At 51.4% G+C, this 23,275-nt stretch carries 23 protein-coding genes; 4 read left to right on the top strand and 19 right to left on the bottom strand.

Going from position 1 to position 23,275, the window contains the following annotated elements; genetic code table 11:
* Positions 1-3: 3 nt before the first annotated feature.
* From FH749_00780 to FH749_00770, 3 genes are all read right to left on the bottom strand, one after another.
* On the bottom strand, positions 4-3,123 hold the full coding sequence (locus FH749_00780; GenBank protein ID MTI94012.1) for a hypothetical protein: 3,120 nt from the start codon (positions 3,121-3,123) through the stop codon (positions 4-6).
* Between the two features lie 126 nt (positions 3,124-3,249).
* Positions 3,250-3,741, bottom strand: a complete 492-nt coding sequence (locus FH749_00775) for a rubrerythrin (protein MTI94011.1) — start codon at positions 3,739-3,741, stop codon at positions 3,250-3,252.
* Between the two features lie 38 nt (positions 3,742-3,779).
* Positions 3,780-4,811, bottom strand: coding sequence for a M42 family metallopeptidase (locus tag FH749_00770; protein ID MTI94010.1), 1,032 nt, complete (start codon positions 4,809-4,811; stop codon positions 3,780-3,782).
* 250 nt (positions 4,812-5,061) lie between these two features.
* Between FH749_00770 and FH749_00765 the strand changes: the two genes are divergently transcribed.
* Positions 5,062-5,871, top strand: a complete 810-nt coding sequence (locus FH749_00765) for a hypothetical protein (GenBank protein MTI94009.1) — start codon at positions 5,062-5,064, stop codon at positions 5,869-5,871.
* Between the two features lie 13 nt (positions 5,872-5,884).
* Positions 5,885-7,900, top strand: a complete 2,016-nt coding sequence (locus tag FH749_00760) for a methyl-accepting chemotaxis protein (GenBank protein MTI94008.1) — start codon at positions 5,885-5,887, stop codon at positions 7,898-7,900.
* A gap of 42 nt (positions 7,901-7,942) precedes the next feature.
* On the opposite strand, the gene FH749_00755 is transcribed toward FH749_00760, so the two are convergent.
* The 12 genes from FH749_00755 to spoIID form a co-directional block, all read right to left on the bottom strand.
* Positions 7,943-8,722: a sugar phosphate isomerase/epimerase gene (locus FH749_00755; protein ID MTI94007.1), complete on the bottom strand. Its 780-nt coding sequence runs from the start codon at positions 8,720-8,722 to the stop codon at positions 7,943-7,945.
* Between the two features lie 15 nt (positions 8,723-8,737).
* On the bottom strand, positions 8,738-11,464 hold the full coding sequence (locus tag FH749_00750; protein MTI94006.1) for a hypothetical protein: 2,727 nt from the start codon (positions 11,462-11,464) through the stop codon (positions 8,738-8,740).
* Positions 11,458-12,534, bottom strand: a complete 1,077-nt coding sequence (locus FH749_00745) for a DNA repair exonuclease (protein ID MTI94005.1) — start codon at positions 12,532-12,534, stop codon at positions 11,458-11,460. Before FH749_00745 ends, FH749_00750 begins: the two co-directional genes overlap by 7 nt.
* 345 nt (positions 12,535-12,879) lie before the next feature.
* Positions 12,880-13,698, bottom strand: a complete 819-nt coding sequence (locus tag FH749_00740) for a hypothetical protein (protein MTI94004.1) — start codon at positions 13,696-13,698, stop codon at positions 12,880-12,882.
* A gap of 98 nt (positions 13,699-13,796) precedes the next feature.
* On the bottom strand, positions 13,797-14,252 hold the full coding sequence (locus tag FH749_00735; protein MTI94003.1) for an Lrp/AsnC family transcriptional regulator: 456 nt from the start codon (positions 14,250-14,252) through the stop codon (positions 13,797-13,799).
* A 116-nt stretch (positions 14,253-14,368) separates the two neighbouring features.
* Positions 14,369-14,959 (bottom strand): pyroglutamyl-peptidase I, encoded by a 591-nt coding sequence (gene pcp, locus FH749_00730; GenBank protein ID MTI94002.1) that lies wholly within the window; start codon positions 14,957-14,959, stop codon positions 14,369-14,371.
* Positions 14,956-15,261: a ribosome assembly RNA-binding protein YhbY gene (yhbY, locus tag FH749_00725; GenBank protein ID MTI94001.1), complete on the bottom strand. Its 306-nt coding sequence runs from the start codon at positions 15,259-15,261 to the stop codon at positions 14,956-14,958. The genes pcp and yhbY overlap by 4 nt, the downstream gene beginning before the upstream one ends.
* A complete protein-coding gene (locus FH749_00720; GenBank protein ID MTI94000.1) occupies positions 15,248-15,817 on the bottom strand; it encodes a hypothetical protein in 570 nt (189 codons plus the stop codon). The genes yhbY and FH749_00720 overlap by 14 nt, the downstream gene beginning before the upstream one ends.
* 67 nt (positions 15,818-15,884) lie before the next feature.
* Entirely contained in the window at positions 15,885-16,904 is a 1,020-nt protein-coding gene (locus FH749_00715) for an MreB/Mrl family cell shape determining protein (GenBank protein ID MTI93999.1), read from the bottom strand.
* 76 nt (positions 16,905-16,980) lie between these two features.
* Positions 16,981-17,244 (bottom strand): sporulation transcriptional regulator SpoIIID, encoded by a 264-nt coding sequence (gene spoIIID / locus FH749_00710; protein MTI93998.1) that lies wholly within the window; start codon positions 17,242-17,244, stop codon positions 16,981-16,983.
* A gap of 63 nt (positions 17,245-17,307) precedes the next feature.
* Positions 17,308-18,036, bottom strand: coding sequence for a M23 family metallopeptidase (locus tag FH749_00705; GenBank protein MTI93997.1), 729 nt, complete (start codon positions 18,034-18,036; stop codon positions 17,308-17,310).
* Between the two features lie 42 nt (positions 18,037-18,078).
* A complete protein-coding gene (gene spoIID / locus FH749_00700; GenBank protein MTI93996.1) occupies positions 18,079-19,122 on the bottom strand; it encodes a stage II sporulation protein D in 1,044 nt (347 codons plus the stop codon).
* 135 nt (positions 19,123-19,257) lie between these two features.
* On the opposite strand from spoIID, the gene FH749_00695 reads away from it, so the two are divergent.
* The gene (locus FH749_00695; protein ID MTI93995.1) at positions 19,258-19,638 is read left to right on the top strand and encodes a hypothetical protein; all 381 of its coding nucleotides are present in this window, start codon (positions 19,258-19,260) and stop codon (positions 19,636-19,638) included.
* Between the two features lie 106 nt (positions 19,639-19,744).
* A complete protein-coding gene (locus tag FH749_00690) occupies positions 19,745-20,095 on the top strand; it encodes a hypothetical protein (GenBank protein ID MTI93994.1) in 351 nt (116 codons plus the stop codon).
* A 58-nt stretch (positions 20,096-20,153) separates the two neighbouring features.
* Here FH749_00690 and murA read toward each other — a convergent pair whose 3' ends face one another.
* The 4 genes from murA to FH749_00670 are packed head-to-tail and all read right to left on the bottom strand — an operon-like array spanning position 20,154 to position 23,263.
* A complete protein-coding gene (gene murA / locus FH749_00685) occupies positions 20,154-21,401 on the bottom strand; it encodes a UDP-N-acetylglucosamine 1-carboxyvinyltransferase (GenBank protein ID MTI93993.1) in 1,248 nt (415 codons plus the stop codon).
* Positions 21,402-21,430: 29 nt separating this feature from the next.
* A complete protein-coding gene (locus tag FH749_00680) occupies positions 21,431-22,222 on the bottom strand; it encodes a hypothetical protein (GenBank protein ID MTI93992.1) in 792 nt (263 codons plus the stop codon).
* 43 nt (positions 22,223-22,265) lie between these two features.
* The gene (locus FH749_00675; protein MTI93991.1) at positions 22,266-22,844 is read right to left on the bottom strand and encodes a DUF1694 domain-containing protein; all 579 of its coding nucleotides are present in this window, start codon (positions 22,842-22,844) and stop codon (positions 22,266-22,268) included.
* A gap of 5 nt (positions 22,845-22,849) precedes the next feature.
* Positions 22,850-23,263: a F0F1 ATP synthase subunit epsilon gene (locus FH749_00670; GenBank protein MTI93990.1), complete on the bottom strand. Its 414-nt coding sequence runs from the start codon at positions 23,261-23,263 to the stop codon at positions 22,850-22,852.
* Positions 23,264-23,275: the final 12 nt, after the last annotated feature.

Here is a 23,275-nt window from a genome sequence, read left to right as displayed (position 1 = left end):
TGGTTACACCCCCTTACGCCGGAGTCTATTTTTATCGTGTCGGCAGCAATAGCGGAAATCACACCAGAGACAATCCCGCTCCGAATCAGGCCGGGGCGTAAACCGACCGGACATAATCTCATTATGATAATTATCAGCCATTACCGCCAGAGTATCGGTCAATTGCTCCCACGCCTCGGCGGATAGGGCCTTGAGGCGATTGCCTGTGAGAGTGTTAAATTCCTTACTCCATATGCCGCCACGCCGCTGCCCTGTTTTGAGAACATAATAGCCGCCACCCAAAACCCTGGCGTTTTTATAGCCCTGGGCCCGGAGCAATGCCTCTGCCGCCACCAAATAAACAGGGATCTGAAAGCTTTTACCCTGCATGATGCGAGAGGCGCCTATCTCTCTTGAACTTTTATAGTCATACACACAGGCCAGACATTGCCCATCCTGTTCCAAAATATCTACCCGGTCAATTTTGCCGTGGAAGCTGACTTCACCGCCAAGACTCACCGGCCCGACTTCGGAACCAGGAAGGCCAAAGGTAGCCTCCAGCAGCGCCGGCCGTAAGCCGCTGCTTTGGATCCATTCCAAATCTCCCTGAATAAGTTCCGCCAGCTGCGCCACTGCCTCCCGTAAGCGCAGCTGCCACACCGGGCTGCTCGTGTCCCAGCCATTGGCCTCCATATACTCACTTGCCACATTCGTCAGCGCTTCCGACAAACTAGTTGGAATCCTGCCGGTTAAAATATGACGTTTGTAAAAATGTTCGAGGATCCAGTGCAAAAACTCGCCCCGCTCAAGCGGAGAATACTCCGGCCGCTGCCCAGGCAGTGGCGACAACGCCAATACATAGCTGGCATAGAACGCAAAGGGACAGCGTATGTACTGTTCCAGGCGGCTGATGGAGTATACTCCACGCCGAAACCTTGTCCCCACTTTTTGGCGGGCAGATTCCAGGGCCCCGTCGAACTTATCTGCCGGCGAGCTGGATTCCCGCCCGAGTTCCATCTCCATGCAGTCCCGAACACCGTCAAACCAGTCCTGGCAGAGCAGCCAGGACCAGCCGATTTCTGTCTCCGCAGTCTGTTTGCCGGCAACCATATCCATAACCAGGCGTCCCGCAAGCTGTCGGGGATTGATTACCGCATTTAGTTGCGGAAAGGGTTCCGCGCCATCCCGAACCAGCGTTTCTACGGAAGTCAGAGCACGCACCTCCCGGAGAAAATCCGAAATCATAGCTTCTTCCTGGAGACCAGGCAGCAAACGGGACAACCAGAGACCGCTCTCGGCCATCACCACACAATTATGAAACTCAAGTTTCTGTCGTTCAAGGTCCCGTTTTGTGTCCTGCCAACTCACCGCCAGTGCGCCCGCCAACCCCTGGAAGGCAGGGCGGGACAGCAGCCAATTGGTTGATATTTGCCGGGGCAGGACACCCTGATTCAAACCGAGCACAAAAACATGTTTGAAATAAACTCCCCGTGCTTGGCTGGGGCGCAGCACTGGAATTGCCGCCGGGCTGGCATGTTCTAAAGCTACTGTTTGTTCCAGCCAAATTTTGATTTCCCGCAAGAACCCACCGGCGGTTAGGTCAGCTTGCGAAACCCGCTGCGCGGTTTGTAAATAAGCCCTGATAATTTGCTGCACCGTCTTGTATGCCAGCCTGTCGCGCAAGTCTAGTTCTCCAGCGCCTTCAGGACAAATACGTTCCCGGTTGACTTGGAGCAGCGCTTTGAGCAAAGAACAATGCCTGGCAGCAGAGTATTTTTCTGCGCCCCCCCCGGGGAACCATGCGGCGACCGCCTTAACCGCCGCCTTTATATACTCGCTGCCAGCGCTGAGCACCTCAAGCGGCTGCTGGTACTGGCCGCGCTCCCAATCATCAGAACCATTTTCCCAAGCCCGATGCAAGCGGGCTTGCTGGCTGTCAAGAAAATCTGGCCAGCACCCATTTGCATGTTCGCCGAATTGCCTGATCAACAGTTCTGCAGCATCTGGATCACCAGATTGGGGGAGATAGTGATTGATGTACTTGGCCTTGACTAGATTTGTCAGTACCCCCGGCTCCAAACTTGCAGCCGCTTCCCATATCGCCAGCAATTCACGTACCCAGGGCACACTGGTAAGACTAACAGCAATCGGCAGATTTACATCAATTTGATGGCGACGAAATTGTTCCCGTAACGGGGGCAAATACTTGTCCTGATCAGACACCACCAGACAAATCTCATTGGGTTTCACCCCGTCGGCAGCCAAATCTTTAATCGTCGCAGCCACCAGGTCCAATTCTGCTGACACTGTATCGGCGGCAAGCTCGGTTACCGGAGCGGGGGCAGGTTCTGCCCCAGGAACAAAAAGCTTATCGGCCAACTGGCTCAGGGGAGTCCTGTTTTCACCGGCCTCATGACGGACCTTGAACCCTCGTCGCTGCAATTCTGCGATTGTCTCCGATACCAGAGTGTAGGGCTCCTGGTGAACAAAAGGCATTGTCACTGTTACACTGTCAATTTTCTGAGCCAGCGCGTCCAACACGGAGAAAAGCAACGGTTCAAAGTCAAAATACTGATCGACCAGCAGCCAATCCACTTTACTTAGCCAGGCGGGAGTGATACCGGCTTCCAGTCGCCTCCCGGCTTGGAAATATACCTCCTCTAAATCCATCAACTCATTTTCAGCCAGAAAGCGCTCATAACGTCTGCACACCGTAGCTATATCCTCGACCAAAGGATTGTCTGATTTCACCATGTCGGCAGTAACAGCCGTGCGGCGCATTGTCACAACTGCTTGCAAAATTGACCCTATCATTCCAGGCTGCAATTGGTCCGGGCGAAAACACTGTAACTCCGTTGACAGTTCCTGAAGAATATGTTCGAAGACATGCTCTCTGCTGCGACCAGTCACAAGCTCAATCGGCCTGTCCAGCAAGCGCTCTGCCAATTCATCGAAAGTAAAAAGGTTAAGCTGCCGGGCGGCCCGGGTCACCAGGTGTTCCCGGGTTTGGTGGAGCAGATGACTTGTGGGAAACACCATTATAAAACTATCTTCGCCGCCCCTTTGGATCCGCGCTTGTAAGCTCGCCAGCAACGGCTCCCGGTAGCGACGGCTGCCCAGAGGAGCAGTAATCAGCTCTTTCATTATCCTCTCACCCCCGTACTATTAACAACTAGATTCGCTCTACAATCTGCAGTCCCCTGCCCCGATTATACCCCGAACCGGTGACAAAAAAAGTCAGACCGGAAACCCGGCCTGACGGTCTGCCTTTTATGAAGGAGTAAACCCTTGTTTCTCCCACCATTCTTCTCTAAGGGTGTCATAATCCTGCTGGAATTGCTCCAGATGCTGATTTTCCCAGCGAATCAAAATTTTATAAAGCTCCCTGGCGGCTGGCAGCTGAGTTTTTTCTGCAGCGCGAGAATAAAAATCAATTGCCGCCTTTTCCATATTGATTCCGATGCCAAATACAGACACAGCCAAAGAACCACTTTCGCGGCCAATGTTTTGCCAGTCATAAAGTCCGGGAGCTGGTGGTTGCTCGACTTTGGAAAGATCGAAACTTTCCGGGTCATTGGCCTTTATTTTCCCATACAAGTCACGAAGCCATTCGATATGCTTCAACTCTTCGGCTGCCAGCTGTCCAAACGCTTCCCTAGCTTCTTCCAAATCGGTTTGGGCGGCGGCAAGAGAGTAGAAATCATATCCTTCCTGCTCATTCAGGATCGCCTGACGAAGAATTTGCAGTTCATCAATTGTCATCCTAAATACCCCCTAAATTTTTATTTAATTAACCTGCGCTAGAGTACAAAGTTTCCGGTATGGGCAGTTTCAATAAACCGGGCAAGTAATGTGGCGGTCTGCCTGATATCCTGAGTGTTAATTGTCTCCACGTTAGAGTGAACATAACGGGTGGGCACAGATAGGGTGATTACTGGGCAGCCGGTGTGGGTCCGCTCCATGGCGCCAGCATCGGTGCCACCCCGGGGGAGAATTTCCATTTGGTACGGAATCTTCTCTTTTTCCGCCAGCTCACGCATAAAGTCAACCAGCTTATAGTTGGAAATTGAAGCGCTGTCCATGACCTTGATGGCAGGCCCCTTGCCAAGCTCTGTCACCTGGCTTTCTTTGCTGCCGCCGGGATGGTCGATTGCCAGTGTTACATCCAAGGCAAGTCCAATGTCGGGTTTGATACCGTAGGCGCCAGTGGTGGCACCGCGCAACCCGACTTCTTCCTGAACGGAGGCGACAGCCCAGATTTCCACCTCATGCGATTGCAATTGCCGGATGGCCTCGAGCATTACCCACACGCCAGCTCGATCATCCATGGCCTTACCCGACACAGTGTCACCAATTTGCTCCACAGGCCGGTAGAGTGTGATCGGGTCGCCAATTCGCACTAGTTTCTCCACTTCTTCTTTGCTGCGCCCAATGTCCACAAACAGATCTGTCAGTTTGAGAGCGACCTTGGCCTCTTCTGGCGTCATGACATGAATCGGCTTGAGACCGGGCATCAATGTGCCCGTTATATCTTCCCGGCCATGAACGGTAACTCGTTGGGCGACTAAGGTCCGGGGATCAAAGCCGCCAACCGGGTTGAGGCGTAAAAAGCCCTGATCCGTGATATGAGAAACGATGAACCCAATTTCGTCCATATGGGCACTGAGCATCAGCTTTGGACCCTTACCTTTTTTTATGCCGATAACGTTGCCAATGGCATCTACCCTGACTTCATCCACCAACGTTTCCATCTCTGCCTTAATCAGGGCACGGATTCGTTCTTCGCGGCCAGGAATGCCCGGCGTCTCACTAAGTCTTTTGAGCAACTCCATTGTTCTGTAACCTCCTAAACGTTGTAATTTCATTTTACCCCCGTTATTTATCAGCCTATACGGGATATGCTAATAACTATTTCGCGCTGCCTCGCTGGTTTTCCTGCATTTTCCTTGGCTTTGTTGCCGGCAGCTGCTTTTCACCGGTGGCTACGCCGCCGCCTTTTTTTCCGGGATTTACGTAGTTTGGAAAAGGATTTGGCGATTTTATCAAGAATTATATAAACAACTCAAATCGGAGTTGATGTATATGAGAAATGGCCTGGTAACATTCACGGTGGCAGAGAGTAAGCGCCTGATTGCAAAAGGTGTGAGCAAATTACCTCAGGTAGAGAACGCCCTGACCCACGGAACCGTTATCATTGCCGGTGGCACTACCAATGGTTACATAGCAGAAGTCCTCACTGGTAAAGTCTTGGACAAGGTCCGATATACCGCAGGCATCAACTGCGGGGGGCGCTGTTGTATCACTCCGGCTGACACCCGGCTGCGTCCTTTGGTATTGCAGAAGGGGGAGGTTTCCGACCAAACCTGGGAGGAGGCGCTGCCCAACCTCGGTAAGGGCGATTTATTTATCAAGGGCGCCAATGCCCTTGACCTCCAGGGAAACATCGGGATTCTCTTGGGTAGTCCCAGCGGTGGCACTATTGGCAAGGCCTTGGGAACTCTGGCGGCTAAGGGTATCGAACTGATTGCACCTGTGGGCTTGGAAAAACTGATTCCGTCTGTCCCCGATGCAAGCAGGATGTTGGGTATCCAGCGCTTAGATGTGAGCTACGGTCTCGCCTGTGGCATTCAGATTGTATCAGGGGCGACCGTCATCACAGAGGCCACAGCCTTATCGATGCTCACAGGTTGCAAGGTAACCCCTGCAGCGGCAGGCGGCGTTGGCGATAGTGCCGGATCCACAACGCTGGTTTTTTCCGGCACACAAGCGACTTTCCAACAGGCCTTACACATCATTGATGAAGTAAAAGGGGAGCCCCCATTGGTAGATAATACCCGGGACTGCCCCTGTGATAACCCCTGCCGAACTGGCGGGGCCGCAATCATACCATAAGGGGGCATGAGTTATGCATTCAATACGCGCCAAACTGCTGATAGCGATCTTGTCAACTTTGGCCATTATTTTCACGCTATCCACCGTGTTGAACGTGCATCAGGTTAGTACCGCGATGCAGGAACAAATTGACGCTACCGGCTCGACCAGGGTAGAAGAGAGGGCATTCCAGTTCACATACTGGATAGGCACAAAGTTTCAGGAACTGCGTCACCTCTCCTCCCACGCAGCGATTCAGAATCCGGACCCAGAGCTTGACGATCCCCGGGGGGAGTACCTGCGCCAACAACGCAGCCAGACTTATACCAGTTATGAAGTCTTATACTTTGCAGATGTAAACGGACAGGCCCAGATAACAAGAAACGAAGTGATAGATGTCCGTGATCGAGACTTCTTTGTTGAGGCGTTGAACGGCAATCAATTTTTGTCTTCGCCATTCCAGTCGGAGGTTACCCGCGCTAACGTTGTTGCCTTCTCTTCGCCGGTCTACGATCAAAACCGAGTGATCATGGGGGTCGTTGTAGGATACGTGCACTTGGAAACCTTAGGGCTGCTTACCTTTGGCAGCTTGGCTGATCCTGCTACCCGCAGCCAGGCAATGGTTGTCGATGGCAATGGAACCGTTGTTGTCCACCCCAACTCAGCACTGATTGGCTCCGCCAATATTAATAATCCTGAAGATATGCCCGGCATCGCCTCTGTTGCCAATGAAATCCTCCAAAACAACACCGGCCAGACCAGCTACGAGCATCGAGACAGTCAAGAGTTTGTTTATTACGATCGCTTAGCCAACACAAATAATTGGTCATTGGTTTATATTATTTCCGGTGAAACCCTTGCGGGACCGGTTGACACCATTCGAAACTGGCTGCTGATCAGCAACCTGATTGCGGTGGCTCTGGTTGCCGGGGTAATCATACTGGTGGCCGAGGCCATCACCCGGCCGCTCCGCAGAATGGTTACCGTCATGGGAGAAATAGCGACCGGCGATCTGACGCAAAAGGTTAAATCTCAATCCAGGGATGAAGTGGGTCAGACAGCACGCTACGCAAACACTATGGCAGAGAGTCTTGCAAATATTGTCCGGGAACTGAAACAAATATCCAACACAGTTGTCAGTTCCGGCCAGCAGATAGCCGCATCAATCATGGAAAGTACAACCGGCCTCGAACAGTCCAGCATCCTTGCGACCGAAATCGGCAGCAACATGCAGCTTAATGCGGCCAGTGTAGACCAAACGAAGAACTCAGCCCAACACGTGGCCAGCAGCGCCCAGGCCGTTTCTGAGCTGACCAGCGAAGCGGCCCGGGAATGTGCGACTGCTGTGCACCAGGCGACCACCGGCGGGCAGGCAGTGGCCGATGTTGTTAACGCCATGGGAGAAATCAGTTTGTCTTCAGAACAAGTTAATCAGCTGGTTGAAAACCTCATTGACTCAGCTCAGCGGATTGAGGATATGTTGGAGCTAATCACCCAGATCTCCGAACAAACCAACCTCTTGTCGTTGAACGCGGCGATTGAGGCCGCCAGGGCTGGCGAGATGGGCCAAGGTTTCGCTGTTGTTGCCAGCGAGGTTCGCAAACTGGCGACTCGCAGTACCCATGCGGTTGAGGAGATCGGCCAGCTGGTAGAAGATATCCGGCGCAAGGTAGATATCACCAGTCAGGCCGTTGGCCAAAGCAACACAATTATCCACCAGGCGGAAGAACGCTCCCAGGTAACTTTGCAGACCATCGAAAGTATGGTTGCCAGCATCAACAGTGTGGAACAAAAAATATCCCGTGTTACCGAAGCTGCTTCTGAACAGGCCGTAAACAGTAACGCGATTCGGGAGGCCGTGACCAACATCGCCGCCTCAACCCAGGAAACATCCGCCGGCGCAGAAGAGCTTGGCGCCACTCTGGAAGAGCAGGTTGCCATTCTGGCCGATATTGAGACAACAGTTGCCGATCTCACTGGCATGGTCCAGAAGCTCGACCAGATGATGCAGAAATTTGTTGTCGGCGACGAGGATCAAGAGCAAGAATAAGTCTCGGACATAAAAATAAAACCCACAAAGTGGGTTTTATTTTTATGTCCGAGACTTTTTTAACTGACGCCATGCGGCCCGCAACTGCGATGCAGCTTCAACTTTAAAACCATAAACCTCAAGAATAACCGGGCCTGTATAATCTATTGCCTGCAAATCCGCAAATATCTTGGTGAAATCAACCTCTCCATGCCCGGGTAACAACCCGGAACCACGTTCCGAAACATCGCTTAAATGCACATTTACCAGGGCGGGGGCCATGGCATCCAAAAATTCCCGATCCGGATAACCACTGCGGGCGGCCTGCTTATTATCGAACGTAAAGTACAGATTGGAAATATTCTGCTTGAGCAGCCAGCGGAACACCTTGGGCTGCCATCCCAAACACCAAGAGACATTCTCCAAGGCCAATTTCACGCCCCAAGTCCGGGCCAGCTCTGCCACCCGGATAATGCGTTCCAAAATCCTATCCGGCTCGACATTTGTTACCCGCAACGGACCGTGGAAAGTGTAACAATCACTACCCAGCCGGGCGGCGGCCTCTAGCACCCGGTTCAGGGTATCAAAACCATCCCCCACCTGCCGTTTATAGGTGTAAAACAATAGCGGTTCAAAATGTGAAGAAGGGGCATGCACCGAATGAACCTTTACTGCCAACTGGTTGCAGACAGCTTGTAAACGTTTGACATATTGCACCCGAAATTCGCTCCGGGTTTGTAAAAATACTTCCATATCCCTGCACCCCATGGCCGCAAGCGAAACCACGGCCGCTTCTGTGTGGAGCTGAGGGTAGAGACTTGCGCTAGAAATTCCCGTCCTCATCCGCAATCCCCTTTGTCAGTTTTCCAGGTTAAGATAATTAAATCGATCAGGCGCCATTTGTTCAAGCATGTCTACTTCCCGCTTCTGACAGGTAAACAACAGAATCTGACGTTCCCTTGCCAACTCTAGAAGCAAGGAGAGCATGTTCTTGAGGCGGATGTCATCGTATTGGACAAAACTGTCATCTAGAAATAAAGGCAGTTGACTGTTTTCCGTTACCAGATCGGCGATGGCTACCCGGGAGGCAAAATAAACCTGGTCGATGGTCCCCCCGCTCAGTTTTTCCAAATCCACCGGTTCACTATGCTCCGGTGTACGGACAGTGATTTTCAGCCCCTCGGCGATGTTTAATTCACGATACTTGCCGCCAGTGATGCGTTCAACCAATTGGGCGACCTTTTCATTCAATCCCGGCCCCATTTTGGTACCCAGGTTGGCGGCCTGACCTTCGATGGTTTCGATGGCCAAATCGAGCGCCTGCCGTCTGGTCTGTAATTGACGGTAATTTGTCCGGGCCTGCTCAACCGCTTCTTCAAGTTCGGCTACAGATTGCAGTGTGCCATAAATTCCTTCCAAGCGTCCGGAAATCTCACCGCGGCGCTGCTGTAACTTGTTCAACTCGGCTTCCAGGGCTTCCAACTCATCGGTTTTATCTGACATCAATGAGGCCGGGGCATCCGGGTCCGCAGTTGCCGCCGTTTGAGCAAGATGCTCGGGACTTTGGTCGCCCAACAAGTCTTGAATACGTTGACGAAGTTGCTCCAAGTGGCCCTTCAGCTCAGCGTGACGGTGATTGCTGGCGCTAAGTTGTTCCAGTTCTTCTGGGCTGCTGATCGAGTACTGTTGGTAGAACGTATCCAGTTGACGCTCCAAATCCCGTACCGCTTGCTCGCACTTGTCCACTGCTTCCGTTTCTTGCTTTTCCCGTTGTTCTGCCCCTTCCAGCAAAGTCCGGAGCTCTGCCAACTCATCTATCTTCATGCGAAACAGCTTCAGGGCGTCATCCAGGGGCAATTGATCCAGACCAGCCTGAGCCAATAGTGATTTCAGGTGGCCGTCCTTTTGATCGATTTCCTCTTGATAGTTTTCCAGTTTGCCACTGATAAATTTATGCTCACGGTGCAGTTCCCGACTACGATCGTTCAACTCCAAAAACCGGCGGAACTTTGTCTCCAGTTGGTCCAGATTATCAACCTGCGCCCGGGCCAGGAGATTATTTAATTCCTGCTGGGCCTGCTCCCGTTGGCGGACACTGTTTTGAAACTCCATTTCCAACGCGTAAATTTCCCGACGCAAGTTTCGACAGCGCTGTGCAAGTCGGTTACTGGCGCCACCTAGGGCAATGGCCGCAAATATAAAGGGGGCAGCCAGCGCAAACAGGGGGTAAATTTCTAGAAACCAGGCACTTGCACCAACCGCTGGGACCATCAACCAGCACAGAACTCGCAAAACGCCATACAATCCCATACGGGACTCGGACCAATCAAGCTGGTCCTCCAAATCTTCCTGAGAACCGTGTAATACCGAGCCCTGGGCTTTTGCTTCCAAACTCCCGGCATGCTCCAATGTATCCGGGCGAAAATAAGGCAATTGGCTGAGGGCCGTCGTCACCTCGCGAAGTTGGCTATTTATATCTTCCAGCTGTTGCTGCTGTTCTTCCATAACCTGCCGACCCTGTGCCAGTAATTGATAAGCAGATGCCAGCTCAATCAGGGTATCGTGACTGTATTGCTCGTACGCGCTAAGTGAATCAATCTTTGCACGGATGGTTTGCAAGCGCTCCCGTGCATCCTCAGCATCCCGCATCTGGGCGGTTAGTTTATTCCGTGCCGCCTCCAAATCCCTGGACAGACGCTCTTGAATCTGGCACGCATCGGCGGGCAGCTCGACAGCATTAATCCCCGCTAATTCTGCCTCCAATTCCCTTTGTTTGCTCCGCAACTCCTCGATTTGCGCAAGCTTCTTGGCCGCGGCCTGGCTGCGCCATTGGGCCAACAGTTCTTTGTATTCAAGGCGCTTCTTCTCTAACGTCTTCAGTTCTGCACTCAGACCAGCCAGCTCTGTCTCCAGCTGCTGCGCCTCAAAGGCCAGTTTTCGGTTATGCTCCAACTGATCTACTAACTGCTGCCAGTGGGACCGGGCGCCGGCCAATGTCTTACGCCCACCATCTTCGCTGCCCAACTGATTACGTTCTGCTTCGAGGCGGAGCAGTCCCTGCTGCACCGAAATACCGCTGCCCCCAGATTGGGCAAGATTGCGCAATAGTTCCCGGATCTCCGCAGCTGTTTCGACATCGGCAACCGTTCCCAATTGACTTATGCTGATGGTATTCCTGAACACAAGTTTGCTGCATCCCAAATGCTGGCCAGCAAAATCAGGTTCACCCCAAATGTTTTCTGGCAATCCGTTCACTGGTTCGCCACTGGCTGCATCAAACACTGAAACAGTGTTAGAAGCAAAATCCCTTCGCACAAGGATTGTTCCCTGTTCGCAGGTGTACGTAAGCTCCCCGGCAAACGCCTGTTGCTGCCAGGGCTGAAAGCGCAGCCAAAGCGCTTCACACTCCTTGCGCCCAACACCTGGCTGCCAAAAGCCGAATAACATCGCTTCAATGAACCGATGCAAGGTGCTCTTGCCCGCTTCGTTGCCCCCATAAATCAAATTCAATCCCGATGAGAACTGGTAGCGTCGCTGGTGGAAGCGCCCAAACCCTAATATATTTAGCTCGTTGATATTCACCATATTCTCACCCCCCTGGTTAACAAAGCATCCAACCCGTAGGACAATGCCCGCTTTTTCACTTCCGGGGGTTGTTCGCAACTGTCCAGGGCCGCAATAAATTGTCCGACCAGATTATCTCTATGCTCCGCCAACAAAGCGTTGGCGTCTATATCAGGGGTTGTGTTGTCTTGGACGCGGCAATACCAAAAATCGTTCAACGCTTCTTCCACAGCCGCCAAAGACCAACTATCTCCGTGTTGGCCAGTAAGTGTTAAACTTATCATATTTGTCTCCGGCTCAAAGGGGCGAACTATCTGCATAACCTGTTCGATTATTGCCGCCATTGCTTTATCAGGCCCAAGCTCCAAGCTCAAGTTGATACACTGCCGCCGTGCCAAGGGAATGAACTCAGTATGCAATGTCATAGAGCCGACTTTCCCAAGCACTATCCCGTGCCTGCCCTCTTCAGAAAAGCTCAAGGGCTCCGGACTACCGGGATAAACTACTGCCGGCGCCAATTTGCTGTGACTATGGTTGTGGCCCAAGGCGATATAGGCCAGACGCTCATCCTCCAAAGCAGACTGGAGTCCAAGCTGTTCTGGATCTCCATGGGCAATTAAAATCTGGGCAGCCTGTTTGTGATCTGCCAGATCCAGCCGCTCCGCCTGATCTGTTGGCGCCTGCGTCCCCGTCCATGCTAAACCATGCACCCGCAGGTTTAAACGGGAGAAGTAAACACTGGTAAGAGGGCCACTAAAAATATGCACATTGTTCGGCCAGGAAAAAGCGCTGTAATAGCTGCCCTGCCAGTAACTGTCGGCATCACCGGGAGCAATCACAACCTGAACTTGAGGAATACGCCGAAATTGATCGCTGATAAACTCAACCAGCGGCCGGGTCACATATTCTTGCTGCCATAAGTCGCCAGCAATAAATAATACATCCGCCTGTTGTCGCTGACAAATGTCAACTATCGCCGCCAGCGATAACATTAATTCTTTACGGCGCTCCCGCCCGATTTTGGGATCGATTCCCTTAAAAGCTGTGCCCAAATGCAAATCTGCGCAATGCACAAAAGTCAGTGTTTCCATGACGTTTCCCCTCCATCAATAAAACCCGGTTAGCTAACTAATTCTGTAAAACCATGCATTTTCCCTTCATATTATGCAAAAAACCTGCCTGAAACGGTTTACACTGTGCTAAATTGTGGGATACTAAGCCCACGGTGAGGTGATTAATATGAACAATAAGGAAATGCTGAAATCCATCATCAAAAAACAGCAAGATTTGGTGCGGGACTGTCAGCACTGCTTACATGCAACTGATGAAAGTCACTGGCAAAATTTTTTTGGCCAACTGGCAAAAGAATACGGGGAACTTGCCCATCGCTGCCTCGATAAATTAAACGGACATTGACAAAACAATGTCCGTTTAATTTATTCCCCCTTGAACTTCCCGTCTTCCCAGGTTCCTGTTTGCTCTTCTCCATCTGGCCAGCGATAAGTACCGGCGCCGTTAATTTTTCCTGATACCCATTGGCCCGTATAGGACTCGCCGTTGGCCCAGTGCATAACTCCGCTTCCATGCATCTCATCATACCGCCACTGGCCTTCATAGTGATCGCCATCAGGCCAGGTCATGCTCCCTGCTCCATGCAGCTGATCGGCCAGCCACTGACCTTGATAACGCTGTCCCGAGGGCCACTCCATTATACCGTAACCGTGCATTTTGCCAGCCCGCCACTCACCGGTATATATCTGACCATCGGGCCACTCCATCGTTCCCTCGCCTTCGATTACGCCGTCGACCCACTGGCCGCTGTATCGATACCCGTCAGGGTGAATCCATTCCCCCTGCCAATGGGGACGCCCATCCCTTACTTCGCCCGTGTAAGTTCCCCCGGAAAGGGTCAGGGTCATAGGTTCGACCGTCACAAGACAGGCAGCAAAGCTGCCACCCGGCTCAGAGACATATACGACAGCGCTACCAGTGCGAAGAGCGTTAATATTGCCCTGATCATCCACTGTCAGTAAACGGGGATGGCTGGTGGACCAGATAAGCTCACGGTTGATATACCACGGTTCAAGCGCTGCCTGCAGCTGCCCCGATTCACCTTGAACAATGCTTAATTCCTGTTCACTAATTATAAGCTCTATCTCCGGACTGTGGAAAGCAAACCAGTAAATCATCGCGCAAATCAGCGCCACTAAAACCAAGGCGATGCCAATTAGAAAGTAGATTTTTTTTCTGTCCACAAAATTCCTCCCCCTCTCCGTACGACCTCATATTATTTCGCTGCTTCGGCCAACTTTCCTGCACGAAAAAAAGACCGCAGCCGAAAGAACTGCCACGGTCAGACTATGCATTGGAACATTTTGTGATTTTCTAAAACCAAGTGGGTTTCCACACTGAGAACGCCCGGCAAGGTGCCCACTTCATCACGCACAAACTGATTTAAGTGATCTACTCCCCGAAAAAATCCCTGAACATGCAAAATCGTGGCGCCGGTGGTAGACAGAACCTGAGTTATGTTGGAACAGGCGCTCATCTTGGCAGCTACCTGTTTGTGAGCGCCAGGCGCAAGTGATAAATGCAAAAAAGCCAGCGTATTATACCCTACAGCCGCTGCATTGACCTGCACTGTAAATCTGCTGATAACACCCCTATCACTTAGAGATTTTACCCGGTCCCGAACAGCAACCCGCGACAAATGGGTGTGACGGGCGATCTCAGCATAGGTAATACGTCCATCCTTCTCCAACAAATCCAAAATTGTTTTGTCCGTATCGTCCAGGTTATGCAAAAACAAATATCATCTCCCCTTCCCAAGTTATACCCATCGTGTATAATTCTTTGCCCAAATCAAAATTTCCTCTTTACATTGTTATTTCTATGCCGCATATGCGCTAATAATTGTAATTATTTTCAGATTAATACGCCCAGAGCTGCCTCAAGCCCCCTACAGCATACGCTCAAATCCATTGTTGGCTTTGTCCCGTCCAAACTCTGGGTCGGAAGCAGCGGAATGTGTAGAAACCCGCCCCGACAAGCAAGCTTGTTGATATGCAAATAATGCTGCACATGATAAAACAAGGCGTTGCATACAAAGGTGCCCGCTGTATTGGACACGGCTGCCGGCACACCTGCCTCGCGAATTGTTCTCACCATCGCTTTAACAGGCAGACCGGAAAAATAAGCAATCGGGCCCTCCGGGACCAATGTCTGATCGACGGGAGTAAAACCGGCATTATCGGGCGCGCCCGCGTCAGCGAGGTTTATTGCTACCCGCTCCACAGTAATCTGACTACGGCCACCAGCTTGTCCCAACATAACAATCCAGTCAGGATTGTATGTGGCCAGGGCCTCAAGTACGAGTGCCGGCCCCTTATCAAACTGAGTGGGTACAACCATAGGCAGCACAGTTGCCCCGGCAACCGACAGTTTTTCGAGAACCAATTGCGAAGGATTCAGCTCTTCGCCACCAAATGCATCGAAACCGGTAACCAGTATTTTCATAACCTGTCCGTTCCCGGCAATTCTAAGATTGGATTTTCCGGATTTGGGCGGTAGAATACCAGATTATGGCCAATCTTCTGGACCAACTCTGAACCGGTTCCCTCTGAAAGTCCATGCGCAATTTCGTCCATCGGCTCCAGACAGTTGTTTAAAACCCGGACTTTCACCAGCTCTCTGGCAGTCAACGCTTGATCCAATGCAACTATTAAAGTATCCACCAGACCATGTTTTCCTACTTGAACAATGGGTTCTAGATTATGGGCCCGGGCCCGCAACCAACGTTTCTGTTTACCTGTCAGCATCAGAAAACTCCTTTACAGCTTTGATAACCGCCTGAAAAACCGAGTGCTCCTGTTCTCCGTCCGCATCATAAATTTCCTTTTCGATATTGTACTGCATAAACCTAGGCACTAAACCCTGGCTTCGCAATCTAGTCTCCCACTCGGGCCAGAAACCAACACCGGTTTCTGGCCGGCGCGAATTTCGGAATGTACCCGCTAGCAGCAAAGAGCCACCTGCACACAGCCAATCGGCAATTTTCGGCAGCCACGCCCAATCCCAAGCGCAGGCATCCTCCATATAGACAATATCCGCCGTACTGGCCGCCAGAGGATTATGTTCAGATGCAATCAAATCAATATTATCCCGATCGTTCAGGGCCGCGGCCAGTGGCAGAAGACGCTCAACATCCATGGCCAGGACGCTGATTTTTGGCACTTTGTCGGCCAAGGCCAGCACCTGACAGCCATCGGCTCCCATCAGCACCAAATGTCCGGGATATGGTGGTCCAATCAGGTTTGTAAGCCGTTTTTTTTCAGGCTGCGATTTGCCGCAGTTTCCGCATTGCCAGCATCCCATCCTATCACCCCCACCTGTATTATAACGCAAAAACACCTCCCCTGAACAGGAGGCGTTTTCTGCGTGCTTAACTAATCATCTTGTCACTTATCAGGGTATTGCGGATGTAGTCCAGCAGTTCCAAGGCCCTGCCTGTGCCATGCACCACACAGGAGATTGGATTATCGGCAATCAATACTGGTGTTCCAACCCGTTCAGAGAAGAACACATCCAGGCCATGTAAAAGCGCGCCTCCGCCAGTCATCACAATTCCTTTGTCAACGATATCCGAATGCAACTCCGGCGGAGTTGCCTCCAGTACCTGGGTAATGCTCCGCAAAATCGAACTCACAGGTTCGGCCAATGCCTCTCCTGCCTCATCTGACGTCACTGTAATACTGCGGGGCAGACCTGTGACCAAGTCGCGACCGCGAATTTCCATCTTTTCTTTCCGACCCCGGGGATGCACAGAGGCAATCTTGATCTTTATCTCTTCAGCTGTGCGCTCGCCAATCATAATATTATATTTGTCCCTAATATAGCGGATCAAGGCTTCGTCAAAGCGATTGCCGCCAATCCGAATGGATGCGCTTTGCACAATATCGCCCATGGACATGACGGCTACATCGGCTGTGCCACCGCCAATATCGACAACCATGCTACCCAGCGGCTGGAAAATCTCCAGGCCGGCGCCCAACGCAGCTGCCCGCGGTTCTTCAATTAAAAATACATCTTTAGCGCCTGTACGTTTGACAGCCTCGATAACTGCCCGCTGCTCCACAGAGGTGATACCTGCAGGAACACACACCATGACTCGGGGCTTAAAGAACATCATTTGTCCATAAACTTTGGAGATAAAGTGCTTCAGCATTAGTTCAGTTACTTCGAAGTCGGCAATTACACCATCGCGCAGGGGGCGGATCGCTTTAATATTACCCGGTGTCCGGCCAACCATCAAATTTGCCTCTTGGCCAACAGCCAGTACCCGGTTGTTAGCGTCCATGGCGACTACAGATGGCTCGTGCAGAACTACTCCCTTGCCTTTAATATAAATCAACAGTGTTGCGGTGCCGAGATCGATTCCAATATCCCTGGTCAGACCAAACATGAATAATTCCCCCTTGTTGCCGTATCCTGCCATATAATTCTACAACTACCTGCTAAATTCCTTTATTGCGCAATAATTAGCTGACTATTTCGTCCCGTTCCCGATACTTTTTACGGGTAGCTTCGCCCCCCCGCAGGTGCCGTTCCGCTTTGTTGTTCTCCAATACCTGCCGGACCTGTTCTGCCAAACCAGGGTTAATCTGCTGCAACCTCTCGGTTAAATCTTTGTGAACTGTACTTTTGCTAACCCCAAAAGATTCTGCCACCGAGCGAACTGTATCCCCGGTACTCAAAACATGATTGGCGATATCCAGCACCCGCTGCCAAATGTAATCATTCATGCCAGGCCCTCCCTACCTTTTACTGTTCAATTTATATGAGTCCCCGTGGCCGTATAGACCATGTTATATTGGCTCTTGCTCTGAAGACTCTGTTTCTAGATAATCCAACGGGTTTTCCGGAACATTGTCCTGCTTCAGCCCGAATTCCAAATAATCACTGGTGTAATCCGGATAATCTTTTCGTGCACATAATGTGCCCAAAATAGCTCCAGGCTGGAGCGAATCGCCGGGGACCACATAAATTGCGTCTAAATTCCTGTAAACAAAGCTCCAGGCGCCATTACTAACAACGATTTCCCCGGGTGTAAACTCGGTATGTGCGCTAACTGATTCAACCGTGCCATGCCAAGCCGAACGTACCTCATCGCCTGCATTTCCAGCAATATGTACGCCGTGGACTACTGTGTAGTTATTGGCGTAGCGTTGTCCGGGTGTAAGCAGTTCACCCTTAAGCGGCCACCGCAACTGTCCAACCACCGGTTCCACAACTGGCACGGAAACTTCGGGCTCAGTATCTGTTGGCTGCTGCGGGTCGTCCTCTTGTTCCTCATCCTGATCGGATGGCTCGGATTGTTCAGGTTCAGTAATTGTCGGGGGCAGGGTGGTATCCAGAAAACGTGCAGGATTGAACCACCACCACATTAACGAAGTAAGGGAAATCATTGCCACCAAATATACCAACGCGTAGCGAATGCCCGGAGCAAGCCGGCGCCAGCGATTGCCGACTGCGATTTTTATCCGTCCAACTGTGGCACGTATCCGCATCCAGACTTTGTTTTGCTTGTCAGACATGTCCAATCACCTCGGAGCATAGTCTGCCCCGGGACAAGCATTTTATTCTTCGCTGCTTAAGCGTTGAACCTGGATATCAGTGTAGTAATGTTGGAGGATATCAGTGAACTCAAAGCCAAGGTCAGCCATCCCATCGGCCCCATATTGACACAGTCCAACGGCATGCCCATAGCCAGTGGTTGTAAACACAATCCGGTTCTGATCCCGCAACCAAGTGACAAGACTGGACCGTAAACCCAGGGCAGTGCGAAAATCCAGGCCCCGCATTGCCTGGCCATTCACACTAACACTTATTATGCGACCGCTTTCGGTGCGTCGTTCCACGTTGATTTCGAGACTGGACCCACCTACTCCAAGTTTCTCTGCAGCTTCGGAAACAGTCATCGATACCGTTTCTGTCAGCCGGGGTGAGTGGTTGCAATACCCGCATTCCACAGCCCGCAAGTACGGAATGGTATTCGTCCACACATCTTCTGAGTTTTCCGTGCTGCCGCCACAAGTTGAATGGAACACAGCGTCGATGGGCGCCCCCTGGTGGGTAATGATGCTTCCTCTGGTCTCAGAAACTGCCAAAGTAATTTTGTCCCAGTATGTTCCCTGGCGAAATAATGGCCACCGCTGCATGGCATCTTCCCTGGAGAGCCAGGCTTGGCAATGGGTATGATCGGTACAAATATCTGCTTCCGGATGCTGATCGCAACCAGCGCCCCCCCGGCTCCGCAGTTTGTTGATTGCATATGTTCTCGCCACTACGGCCTGGGCTTTCAAAGCTTCAATATGAAAAGATACCGGCATCTCTGCCGCAACCACACCCAGCAAATACTCCCCCAGGGGCATCGGCATCAATTCCCCCGTCTGATGATTCCAGACCTGCACCATCTCCGGGTCCACTGGCACCCGAGGCACATCCCGGTATCCGCCGCATCCCCGAACAATCAAGGCGGGCACGAGCAAAATAAGCACAAACATCGTTGCCAGCATTACCCCGGCTATCTTCAATGCACGCAACTTCTCGCCTCCCTTCACGACATGATATGCAGGGTGGACAAGTATTAGAAGTGCGCACATAAAAAAAATTGCTGCCACGACGCCACCGGCAGCAATTTTTAATTATTTTCCGCAGACGCATTGGCCATGCTATGATACTATTACTATAGCCAAGCACTCCCTTGAGACAGTTCCTCTGCACTTTTGACAAAATGAAACGCAGGAGGTGGTTATGTGAAGAATAATTTTTTCCCCAGGTTTGGCAATAAGCTGGCTACGGGTGTGCTGATTTTTGTTTTTTGTTACCTCGCCGCCAGCTGGGGACTGGCGTATCTGATAGACATCAGGAATATCGATGTCCTGGGTATTAAGTCCTGGCTGGAAGCTGCATATCCTGAGGCGCCGATTTTGTGGTTGCAAATGTTTCGAGAAGCATCAGTTACTGAGGTTCTGCAATGGACTTTTCTTGCCGGCTCAATTGTCACCGTTGTATTGTATTTAAATCTGAATAAGCGAACTCACGTCCCGCCGGTTACGGGCTGGAAACTGGCTGGTATCGGATTCTCTTTGATGTTCCTGGAAGACACCCTCAACATCCGTCATCGAACGGCTTAATGAAATCGCCTTTCTTTTCGGGCTGGACCCCGCGTCATTGGAGTGGAGGGCGTCTGTCTGGAAAAATCTCATCGAACTAATATTTTACATTCTTCTTAGTATCCTAATGCTAAAATTTTTGCTTGATGTGCTGCGTGACAAGTTACATCAGTTATCAACAAAAATAATGCTACTGGTCGGTTTTGCTCTCTATGGGATCGCCGCTTTCAGTTCTGCCACCAGAAACATTGGCAACTGGTATGTCGTGGTCGGCGAACGGGCGCTAAACTTTATTACAGCCGGCGCCGAGCTCGCCTGGTCGCCGGAGTCGATTATCTATCATGTCTACAGTATGAGCTTTTGGTTTATGGACTTTCTGGTGGAAGAGTCTCTAGAACTCTTGGGCGCAGCCTTTTTGTTGGCGTCGCTACTGAGATTTACTGCCCATCGGCAGACCCAAATTAACAGTACTGACTAACCACCGAAAAAAACACCCCCTGGAGCTTATCAATAGATACGCTCTAGGGGGTGTTAATCTATCCGCGCCAGATATCGGCGCCCAAAGCTTTCATTTTCTCTACGAACCCGGCATAACCGCGATCGATGTGGAAAATATTCCCGACCTCTGTTACACCGTCGGCCACCAATCCGGCCAGGACCAAAGCCGCTCCGGCTCTGAGGTCGCTGGCATTTACCGGCGCCCCGGTCAACTGCTGCACGCCCTCAACGATGGCGCTTCGCCCGTCAATTTTGATATTGGCGTTCATGCGTTTGAGCTCATCGACATGCATAAATCTGTTTTCGAAAATAGTCTCTGTTATTACGCTGGTCCCCCTGGCCATTGTCAGCACGGCCATGGACTGAGCCTGCATATCGGTGGGAAAGCCCGGGTATGGCAATGTCTTGATGTCGGTTGCACTCAACGAATCATTGCCGATAACCATCAGACCCGAATCCTGCTCAATGATACGAACACCGATTTCTTCGAATTTCGCAATTATTGGCTTCAAGTGGTCAACCAATGCATTTTTCAGCAACACTCTGCCCTGGGTAATGGCAGCGGCGGCAATAAACGTTCCAGCCTCAATGCGATCGGGGATAACAGTATAATTAGTGCCCTTCAATTCATCGACACCGGTAATTCGAATCAAGCTGGTCCCAGCGCCCCTGACTTTTGCACCCGCAGCATTGAGGTAGTTTGCAAGGTCGATAATTTCCGGCTCAGCGGCGGCGTTCTCAATGACAGTCGTCCCCTTGGCCAAAGTGGCAGCCATCATGATGTTTTCTGTGGCGCCAACACTGGGGAAATCGAGGTAAATCCGACCGCCCATCAGTCGGGGGGCGACAGCCTCGATAAAGCCGTGGCCCATGATAACCTCTGCCCCCAGTGCCATGAAACCCTTAAGGTGAAGATCTATAGGGCGGGTGCCGATATTACAGCCTCCAGGCAGTGAAACCCGGGCGCGACCTAGCCTGGCCAAGAGCGGCCCCATAACAAGAAAAGAAGCGCGCATCTTTCGAACCAATTCGTACGGGGTTTCAAACTCGCTAATACTTGCGGCGTCAACTTCAATTGCGCCCTGGTTGTTCGTCACCCTGCATCCCAAATCAGTGAGCAGCCGACTGATTGTTTTTACGTCTTCTAGAGGCGGAACCTCTTCAAATCTATTGATACCGGTGGTCAGCAAAGATGCTGCCAATACCGGCAGGGCGGAATTCTTGGCCCCGTCTATTTTTACTTCACCGGACAGCGGATTGCCACCCCGGACATATATCTTTTCCAATGAAATTCCTCCCGCATAGAATGGTGCATTTAATAACTGCCGGGCAAAACCGGGGTGGCCACGCGGACCACTGTTTGCCGGATGGCATCATCATAACTCAGAGATAAACTGAGATTTGCTTCCCCACCGCCGGCAGAGAACGCAAACCGGGGTGAATAACCGCTCCAAACTGTCAAACCGCCGATTTCAGTCCCCTTCAGATAACTGGCGTCCGCAGCGTTGAAAGCATTATAGAGCAAGTCCAGTTTTTCACCTTCTCTCAGTCTAGCATTGAGAGTGCCTTCCAGGCAAGCGGTAATTATTACTGAACCATCCGACAATTTTACAGTTTCCAGCGCGTCTGACAGTTTCTGATAGACCTGCTCAATATTATGCTGGTCTTTCTGTCTAATGTCAATACTGGCATAAGATTGATTGTTAACATACTGGACTTGGATGCGCAACCATTTGGTTTCGTCCTCATGTTCTAATACCGCATAACTATAATCACCGGTAGAGCGGAGAGTTATCTCGTGAATCGCTGGATTCAAACCTAACTCGCTGGCGATACTACCGACAATCACCTGCATTTCTTTCGGTTCCGAAGCTCGTGACAGAGGTGCCCAGCCATTGAATATTGCCCTTGTCGGCTGTGCGCCGGTCGCCGTCAATGAATGATTCAGCAAGCCAACATCGGTTTCCGAAGCGGATACCGGCCGCCAAAATGTCAAACTTCCTTGTTGCCACAAAGCTGCCATCAAAACCAAAACCAATACAGCAATGATTTTTTTCATATTTTTCCCCTCCCTGTCGTTAATAAGTGTAGACACCTTGTCCGACATTTATTCCCGGAGAGGAAAAAAGACAGGACAAAACGTCCTGTCTTTACTCACATATACATTTTTTTCCGCTTAACTTATCCAGCAAATTGTAAGTGCGGTAATTGCTCAGTTCTTCTGGCGCCTTTTCACGCAGTAGTTGTATACACTTTTTGCACACAGGTTGTCCTTTGGCGTCTATCAGAGCGCGGGGCAACCCCAGCTGCTCCAGACGCTCCACCCTGCTGGGCACTAAAACCTGTTCCCGGTCCACCGCCGATTCTGCGGCGACAACCAAGCCAACAGGTCCGGCTAAATCGCTGGAATCAACCGTTGTAAAAGACAACTGATGTTGGCGAGCGAGCCGAATATACTCGGCAGCCGCTTTGATATCTGCCCTCCGGCTAATAATGAGTTTGGCTGCTGCGGGATCGGCGATTGCCGCCTCCACTTCCGGGTATGTTCCGGGCTCGGAGATTTGGTCAAAGGTCAAGGCCTTTATAACCCTTTCCCGAAACTGGCCAAGGAAACGCCGCCGTTCCTCTTTTTTCAGTTCCGGCGTGCCGTGCATGCCCACCAGAAGCGTCTGCTCCAGCGGATCCTTGCTGCTGAATCCTCCTGATCTATGGTTACTGGAATCGGGCATCTGCGTCAACCCTGATCCCGACCGGCTACCTGGAGACGCACCAACGCACGTTGCAATGCCGCCTGGGCGCGGGCAAAGTCCACATCACCCTGATGTTGGGCTAATCTCTCCTCGGCGCGGCTACGGGCAGCTTCGGCCCGGTCGACATCAATCTGCTCGGCCATTTCTGCAGATTCGGCGAGTATTGTCATATGATCCGGTGTCACTTCCACAAAGCCGCCATTGACGGCTGCCTTGCGTTCATTGTCGCCGATTTTGATTGTCATTGGAGCAATCTCCAATGGCGCCACCAATGGGGTGTGCCCAGCAAGCACCCCGATATCGCCCTCGGTGGTGCGGACAATTACCATGTTTACAGAGTCTTGGAATACTCGACTTTCGGGAGTGACCACAGTCAACACAAAGGTTTTTTCGCTCATGCCGCTCCCTCC

It is taken from the genome of Bacillota bacterium (genome assembly GCA_009711825.1).
Classification (GTDB): domain Bacteria; phylum Bacillota; class Proteinivoracia; order UBA4975; family VEMY01; genus VEMY01.
The sequence above is the reverse complement of the archived record's forward strand: the minus strand, read 5'-3'. Positions and strand labels throughout refer to the sequence as shown.

Bases quoted from the DNA above. Each gene is read 5' to 3' on its own strand.
- FH749_00780 (MTI94012.1), bottom strand. From the start codon at position 3,123: ATGAAAGAGCTGATTACTGCTCCTCTGGGCAGCCGTCGCTACCGGGAG.
- FH749_00775 (MTI94011.1), bottom strand. From the start codon at position 3,741: ATGACAATTGATGAACTGCAAATTCTTCGTCAGGCGATCCTGAATGAG.
- FH749_00770 (MTI94010.1), bottom strand. From the start codon at position 4,811: ATGGAGTTGCTCAAAAGACTTAGTGAGACGCCGGGCATTCCTGGCCGC.
- FH749_00765 (MTI94009.1), top strand. From the start codon at position 5,062: ATGAGAAATGGCCTGGTAACATTCACGGTGGCAGAGAGTAAGCGCCTG.
- FH749_00760 (MTI94008.1), top strand. From the start codon at position 5,885: ATGCATTCAATACGCGCCAAACTGCTGATAGCGATCTTGTCAACTTTG.
- FH749_00755 (MTI94007.1), bottom strand. From the start codon at position 8,722: ATGAGGACGGGAATTTCTAGCGCAAGTCTCTACCCTCAGCTCCACACA.
- FH749_00750 (MTI94006.1), bottom strand. From the start codon at position 11,464: ATGGTGAATATCAACGAGCTAAATATATTAGGGTTTGGGCGCTTCCAC.
- FH749_00745 (MTI94005.1), bottom strand. From the start codon at position 12,534: ATGGAAACACTGACTTTTGTGCATTGCGCAGATTTGCATTTGGGCACA.
- pcp (MTI94002.1), bottom strand. From the start codon at position 14,959: ATGAAAATACTGGTTACCGGTTTCGATGCATTTGGTGGCGAAGAGCTG.
- yhbY (MTI94001.1), bottom strand. From the start codon at position 15,261: ATGCTGACAGGTAAACAGAAACGTTGGTTGCGGGCCCGGGCCCATAAT.
- FH749_00720 (MTI94000.1), bottom strand. From the start codon at position 15,817: ATGGGATGCTGGCAATGCGGAAACTGCGGCAAATCGCAGCCTGAAAAA.
- FH749_00715 (MTI93999.1), bottom strand. From the start codon at position 16,904: ATGTTTGGTCTGACCAGGGATATTGGAATCGATCTCGGCACCGCAACA.
- spoIIID (MTI93998.1), bottom strand. From the start codon at position 17,244: ATGAATGATTACATTTGGCAGCGGGTGCTGGATATCGCCAATCATGTT.
- FH749_00705 (MTI93997.1), bottom strand. From the start codon at position 18,036: ATGTCTGACAAGCAAAACAAAGTCTGGATGCGGATACGTGCCACAGTT.
- FH749_00690 (MTI93994.1), top strand. From the start codon at position 19,745: ATGCTAAAATTTTTGCTTGATGTGCTGCGTGACAAGTTACATCAGTTA.
- FH749_00680 (MTI93992.1), bottom strand. From the start codon at position 22,222: ATGTCGGACAAGGTGTCTACACTTATTAACGACAGGGAGGGGAAAAAT.
- FH749_00675 (MTI93991.1), bottom strand. From the start codon at position 22,844: ATGCCCGATTCCAGTAACCATAGATCAGGAGGATTCAGCAGCAAGGAT.
- FH749_00670 (MTI93990.1), bottom strand. From the start codon at position 23,263: ATGAGCGAAAAAACCTTTGTGTTGACTGTGGTCACTCCCGAAAGTCGA.